6 protein-coding genes and 1 pseudogene are annotated in these 6,482 nt (G+C 56.9%); all 7 read left to right on the top strand.

The window, feature by feature from the left end:
• Window positions 1-1,228, top strand: a 1,228-nt coding sequence (gene nuoF / locus GPS82_RS12885) for an NADH-quinone oxidoreductase subunit NuoF (protein ID WP_296495360.1), incomplete at its 5' end; no start/stop codon positions are given.
• A gap of 12 nt (window positions 1,229-1,240) precedes the next feature.
• Entirely contained in the window at window positions 1,241-3,373 is a 2,133-nt protein-coding gene (gene nuoG, locus GPS82_RS12880; RefSeq protein ID WP_296495357.1) for an NADH-quinone oxidoreductase subunit NuoG, read from the top strand.
• Window positions 3,370-4,452, top strand: a complete 1,083-nt coding sequence (gene nuoH, locus GPS82_RS12875) for an NADH-quinone oxidoreductase subunit NuoH (protein ID WP_296495355.1) — start codon at window positions 3,370-3,372, stop codon at window positions 4,450-4,452. Before nuoG ends, nuoH begins: the two co-directional genes overlap by 4 nt.
• Before the next feature lie 12 nt (window positions 4,453-4,464).
• Complete coding sequence (gene nuoI, locus GPS82_RS12870) at window positions 4,465-4,998, top strand: NADH-quinone oxidoreductase subunit NuoI (RefSeq protein ID WP_296495354.1); 534 nt, start codon at window positions 4,465-4,467, stop codon at window positions 4,996-4,998.
• A gap of 23 nt (window positions 4,999-5,021) precedes the next feature.
• Window positions 5,022-5,681 (top strand): NADH-quinone oxidoreductase subunit J, encoded by a 660-nt coding sequence (locus GPS82_RS12865; RefSeq protein WP_296495352.1) that lies wholly within the window; start codon window positions 5,022-5,024, stop codon window positions 5,679-5,681.
• Window positions 5,678-5,986 (top strand): NADH-quinone oxidoreductase subunit NuoK, encoded by a 309-nt coding sequence (gene nuoK / locus GPS82_RS12860; protein WP_296495350.1) that lies wholly within the window; start codon window positions 5,678-5,680, stop codon window positions 5,984-5,986. The genes GPS82_RS12865 and nuoK overlap by 4 nt, the downstream gene beginning before the upstream one ends.
• A 5-nt stretch (window positions 5,987-5,991) precedes the next feature.
• Window positions 5,992-6,482 (top strand): annotated as a pseudogene (locus GPS82_RS12855) (NADH-quinone oxidoreductase subunit L); the annotation flags it as partial.

Genomic DNA, 6,482 nt, shown 5'->3' with positions numbered 1-6,482 from the left:
CCAAGCGCGCGGTGGCTACCAGGCCTTGCGCAAAGTGCTGGGTCTGGATGGTGGTGCCGGGTTGACACAAGACCAGGTGATCGCCACGGTCAAAGAATCCGCGTTGCGCGGGCGGGGTGGTGCGGGTTTTCCGACCGGCCTTAAATGGAGCTTTATGCCGCGCCAGTTTCCTGGCCAGAAATACCTGGTTTGCAACTCGGATGAAGGTGAGCCTGGCACCTGCAAAGATCGCGAGATCATGCAGTTCAACCCGCATATCGTGATCGAAGGCATGATCATCGCCGCCTATGCGATGGGAATCTCGGTGGGTTACAACTACATTCACGGCGAGATTTTCCAGACCTACCAGCGTTTTGAAGAAGCCTTGGAAGAGGCTCGCGCTGCCGGTTTGCTGGGCGACAACATCCTGGGCAGCAACTTCACTTTTCAGTTGCATGCAGCCCATGGTTTTGGTGCCTACATCTGCGGCGAAGAAACCGGCTTGCTCGAGTCGCTTGAAGGCAAGAAGGGCCAACCCCGCTTCAAGCCGCCGTTCCCGGCCAGTTTTGGTCTCTATGGCAAACCAACCACCATCAACAACACCGAAACCTTTGCGGCGGTGCCCTGGATCATCCGTAACGGTGGCCAGGCCTACGTTGAATGCGGCAAGCCCAACAACGGCGGCACCAAGATTTATTCGGTCAGTGGCGATGTTGAATTGCCGGGTAATTTTGAAGTCCCGATGGGAACGCCCTTTGCCGAGCTTCTGGCGTTGGCCGGGGGGGTCCGCAAGGGGCGACAACTCAAGGCGGTGATTCCCGGGGGCTCGTCGTCCCCGGTGTTGCCAGGCGCGGTCATGATGGACTGCACCATGGACTATGACTCCATTGCCAAGGCCGGCTCGATGCTGGGTTCCGGTGCCGTGATCGTGCTGGACGATTCGCGCTGCATGGTCAAAAGTCTGCAGCGCCTGAGTTACTTTTACATGCACGAGTCCTGTGGTCAGTGCACGCCTTGCCGTGAAGGCACGGGTTGGCTGTCGCGCGTGGTTGATCGCATCGAAACGGGTCAGGGCCGGATGTCTGATCTTGAGCTGCTGAACTCGGTGGCTGAAAACATCCAGGGGCGCACCATTTGCGCGCTGGGTGATGCCGCCGCGATGCCGGTGCGCGCCATGCTCAAGCATTTCATGCCTGAATTTGAATACCATGTGGCCCACAAGACCTGCATGGTTCCTGCTTACGTTTGAGCGAGTCCCACGATGATTGAAATTCAACTCGACGGCCGAAAGGTAGAAATCGCAGAAGGCAGCACGGTCATGCATGCGGCTGAGAAAGCGGGTACCTTTATCCCCCATTTCTGCTACCACAAGAAACTCAGCATCTCGGCCAATTGCCGGATGTGTCTGGTGGACATTGAAAAAATGCCCAAGCCCATGCCGGCCTGCGCCACGCCCGTGACGCAGGGCATGATCGTGCACACCAAGAACGACAAAGCCATCAAGGCGCAGCAGTCGGTGATGGAGTTCCTGCTGATCAACCATCCGCTTGACTGCCCGATCTGTGACCAGGGCGGTGAATGCCAGTTGCAGGATATTGCCGTCGGTTATGGTGCCTCTGCCTCGCGTTACGAGGAAGAAAAGCGCATTGTTGCGGTCAAGGACGTTGGTCCGCTGATTTCCATGCAGGAGATGACGCGCTGTATCCATTGCACCCGTTGCGTGCGTTTCGGCCAGGAGATTGCTGGCGTGATGGAGTTGGGCATGTCCCAACGCGGTGAGCATTCAACGATAGAGACTTTCCTGGGTGAAACCATCGATTCCGAGCTGTCGGGCAACATGATCGACATCTGTCCGGTCGGCGCCCTGACCAGCAAGCCTTTCCGCTACAGTGCCCGCACCTGGGAACTGTCGCGCCGCAAATCCATCAGCCCGCATGATTCGACTGGCGCAAACCTGATTGTCCAGGTGAAAAGCAACCGCGTCATGCGCGTCGTTCCATTTGAGAACGAGGCCGTCAATGAATGCTGGATTGCAGACCGTGACCGCTTCTCCTACGAAGCCCTGAATGGCGACGAGCGCCTGACCACCCCCATGATCAAGCAAGGTGGTCAATGGAAGTCGGCAGACTGGCCGACCGCACTGGAGTATGTGGCCAATGGCCTCAGGCAGATCAGCGCCGAGCACGGTGCCTCCAGCCTCGGTGCTCTGGTGAGTCCGCATGCCACGCTCGAAGAATTGCACCTTTCGGTCAAGCTCATGCAAGGGCTTGGCAGCACCAACATCGACCACCGCTTGCGCAATGCCGAGTTTCCTGCGCCAGAAGGTGCACGTTATCTGGGAACTGCCATTGCTTCCTTGTCAAATTTGCAAAGTGTGCTGGTTGTCGGCTCTCATTTGCGCAAGGAGCATCCCTTGTTTGCCCAGCGCATCCGGCAGTCGGCGCGCAAGGGCTGTATCGTCAGTTCCATCGCCTCCGGCCACGATGATTGGGCCATGCCCGTCGCACATCAGATCGAAGTGCCAGCAGCGCAGTGGGTGCAAGCCCTGGCGTCCGTGGCAGCCGCCGTCGCCGCAGAGAAGGGCGTCCAGGCGCCCGTCCAAGCGGTGGCAGATGACACTGCTGTTGCCATTGCGCAGGCTTTGATGGCTGGTGAACACAAGGCAATTTTGCTGGGCAACGCTGCGGCACACCATGCACAGGCGTCCAGCTTGCTGGCGCTGGTCCAGTGGCTGGCCGATCAAACAGGTGCCAGTTTTGGTTATTTGACCGAAGCGGCCAACACGGTCGGTGCCCAACTGGTGGGGGCACAGCCCGCGCCGGGTGGCTTGCATGCCGGCCAAATGCTTGGTGGCGCGCTCAAGGCCGTTGTCTTGTTGGCGACCGAACCTGAGTTCGATTCGGCAGCCGGGGCCCAAGCGGTTCAGGCACTGGGCAAGGCGCAGATGGTGGTTTCCCTGAATCCGTTCAAGGCCAACATGGCGTTTTGTGATGTGATGTTGCCGGTGGCGCCTTTCACAGAAACCTCGGGCACTTTCGTCAACGCCGAAGGACGCGCCCAGAGCTTCCACGCGGTGGTTCAACCGCTGGGGGAAACACGTCCAGCCTGGAAAGTGCTGCGCGTTCTGGCCAACATGCTGAATGTGCCAGGCTTCGACTTCACCTCATCCGAAGAAGTTCGGCAAGATATAGCCTGTCTCGTGTCTGGCGAGACCCTCCTGGTGGCACCGGATCGGCTCGGAAATCGCACCACTGCGACGATCAATCCGGGTGGTCATGCAGGCGCACCAGTAGTTGCCGGTATTTATCAACTTGATGGCATCGTGCGCCGCGCTCCCGCGCTCCAGCTCACGGCCGATGCCCGGCTCACTGGGACCCAGGAGGTGGCAGCATGAGCGATTTTGTCTTTTCTTTTGGCCAGGGACTGCTGGCGGCGCCCTGGTGGACCGCCACTGCCTGGCCCATCATCTGGGCCCTGATCAAGGTCACCGTGGTTTTGATGATCGTGATGGGTGCTGTGACTTACGCCACGCTATGGGAACGCAAGTTGCTGGGCTGGGTTCAGATTCGACTCGGGCCGAATCGCGTCGGACCCTGGGGGCTGCTGCAACCCATTGCCGACGCCTTGAAGCTGATGACGAAAGAGATCGTCCGCCCGGCCAATTCTGACAAGTTCCTGTTTTACCTTGGCCCCGTCATGACCGTCGCACCGGCCTTGACAGCATGGGCCGTCATCCCTTTTGGTCCGGAAATCGCCGTGGCCAACCTGAATGCGGGCCTGTTGTTCTTCATGGCAATCGCCTCAATGGAGGTCTATGGTGTGATTATTTCCGGTTGGGCTTCCAACTCCAAATATGCATTTTTGGGTGCGCTGCGCGCCTCGGCGCAAATGGTGAGTTACGAGATTGCCATGGGTTTTTGCCTTTTGATTGTCCTGATGGTGTCATCAAGCCTGAACATGTCGGATATTGTGATGGGGCAGGGCCAGGGATATTTCGCTGATATGGGCCTGACCTTCCTGTCCTGGAACTGGTTGCCGCTGCTGCCGATTGTGGTTGTTTTCTTCATCTCCGGCCTGGCTGAAACCAACCGGACACCGTTCGATGTGATTGAGGGTGAGTCGGAGATCGTGGCGGGCCATATGGTCGAATACTCGGGCATGTCCTGGGCCATGTTCCAGATGGCCGAATACGCCAGTATCTGGATTCTCTCGATCATGTCTGTCACGTTGTTTTTCGGTGGCTGGATGTCGCCGATCGACAGTGCGTTCTTCAACTGGATCCCGGGCTGGATCTGGCTCGGTCTGAAAACGTTTTTCATGATGACCCTGTTCATCTGGGTGCGTGTGACTTTCCCCCGTTTCCGCTATGACCAGATCATGCGCTTGGGCTGGAAAATCTTTATTCCAGTGACCCTGGTGTGGCTGGTGGTGGTTGGGGTGTGGATGCAGACCCCCTGGAACATTTGGAAGTAATTCGAGCTGTTTATGTCTACCCCAACTTTAAATACCGCTAAATCCCCTGCCGGGCAAGCCTTCTCCTTGAAGGACTTCTTGTCGAGCTTCATGCTTGTCGAGTTGCTCAAGGGCATGCGACTGACGGGCAAGTATGCTTTTCGCAGCAAGATCACGCTTGAATACCCGGAAGAAAAAACGCCGTTGTCACCGCGTTTCCGCGGCCTGCATGCTTTGCGGCGCTACGAAAACGGTGAAGAGCGTTGCATCGCCTGCAAACTGTGCGAAGCAGTTTGCCCGGCGATGGCAATCACCATCGAGTCCGAGGTGCGCGACGATGGCTCTCGGCGCACCAGTCGCTACGACATTGACCTGACCAAGTGCATTTTTTGCGGCTTCTGCGAAGAAAGCTGTCCAGTCGATTCGATCGTTGAAACCCATATTCTCGAATACCACGGCGAAAAGCGGGGTGACCTTTATTTCACCAAGGAAATGCTGTTGGCTGTCGGCGATCGTTTTGAGAGCGAAATTGCGGCCAACAGGGCTGCAGACGCCAAATACCGCTGACCACTTAGAAAGATAAATTAACCATGGATGTCAAGACGGGTCTGTTTTATGTTTTTGCGGCCGTGCTGTTGCTGGCAGCGTTTCGTGTGATTACCACGCGCAACCCTGTGCATGCGGTGTTGTTTCTGGTTCTGGCATTTTTTCAGGCGTCCATGATCTGGATGTTGCTTGAAGCCGAATTTCTGGCAATCACGCTGGTGCTGGTGTATGTGGGTGCCGTGATGGTGCTGTTCCTGTTTGTGGTGATGATGCTCGACATCAACCTGGATGGGGTGCGTGAGGGCTTCTGGAAGAATTTTCCGCTGGCTGCTTTGGTCGGTGTGGTCATCATTGTCGAAATGTCGGCGGTGTTATTGGCTGGCTTCCCGCTTAGCGACGCACCGGCTGCGATGAAAGGCCTGGGTCAGACCCCTGTTGATGCCTCCAACACCAAGGCGCTGGGTATGCTGATGTACACCCATTATTTGTACCCGCTCGAGGTGGCCGCCGCTATTTTGCTGGTGGGCATGATCGCGGCCGTTGCGTTGACCTTGCGGCATCGCAAGGACGTCAAGGCGATTGATCCCGCAGATCAGGTTCGTGTGAAGTGGGCTGACCGCCTGGTGGTTGTCAAGCAGGCCCCCACCCAAGCTGCGCCACCGGCGCCTGCCGCGCAGGCCACGCTAGAGGAGAAAAAAGCATGACGCTCACCTTGGGTCACTTTTTGTCGCTGGGAGCGATATTGTTTGCGCTGGCTGTGATCGGGATTTTTCTAAATCGAAAGAACCTGATCGTGCTGCTGATGTCCATCGAACTCATGCTGCTGGCGGTGAATACCAACTTCGTCGCGTTTTCGCATTACCTGGGCGACCTGAACGGACAGATCTTTGTCTTTTTCATCCTGACCGTGGCAGCGGCCGAAGCGGCCATTGGTCTGGCCATCCTGGTACTGTTGTTCCGTCTTAAATCCAATATCAATGTGGACGAACTCGATTCGCTGAAGGGTTAACAAAAATGAGTCAAACCCTTTCCTCCTCAACTCTGCTGGTTGTTGCCCTGGCCCCGCTGGTGGGTGCCCTTGCCGCCGGTGTTCTGGGTACCAAGTTCGGTGGCAATGTGATCGGACGCCGCCTGACCCACTCGATCACCATTCTCGGCGTGCTGCTGTCCTTTGTGTTGTCAGTCATGACGCTGCAAAGTGTGGTGGTCGATGGCGCCCGTTTCAACGAGACCATCTACACCTGGATGGTGGTGGGCGACCTCAAAATGGAGATCGGTTTTCTGATCGACGGCCTGTCTGCCATGATGATGTGTGTGGTGACCTTTGTGTCACTGATGGTGCACATCTACACCGTGGGTTACATGGAGGAAGACGAAGGTTACAACCGCTTCTTTGCCTATATTTCCCTGTTCACTTTCTCGATGTTGATGCTGGTCATGAGCAACAACATGCTGCAGTTGTTCTTTGGCTGGGAAGCCGTGGGCCTGGTGTCTTATTTGTTGAT

It is taken from the genome of Rhodoferax sp. (genome assembly GCF_011391645.1).
GTDB lineage: Bacteria > Pseudomonadota > Gammaproteobacteria > Burkholderiales > Burkholderiaceae_C > Rhodoferax.
This window is presented reverse-complemented; position numbering and strand designations above follow the sequence as displayed.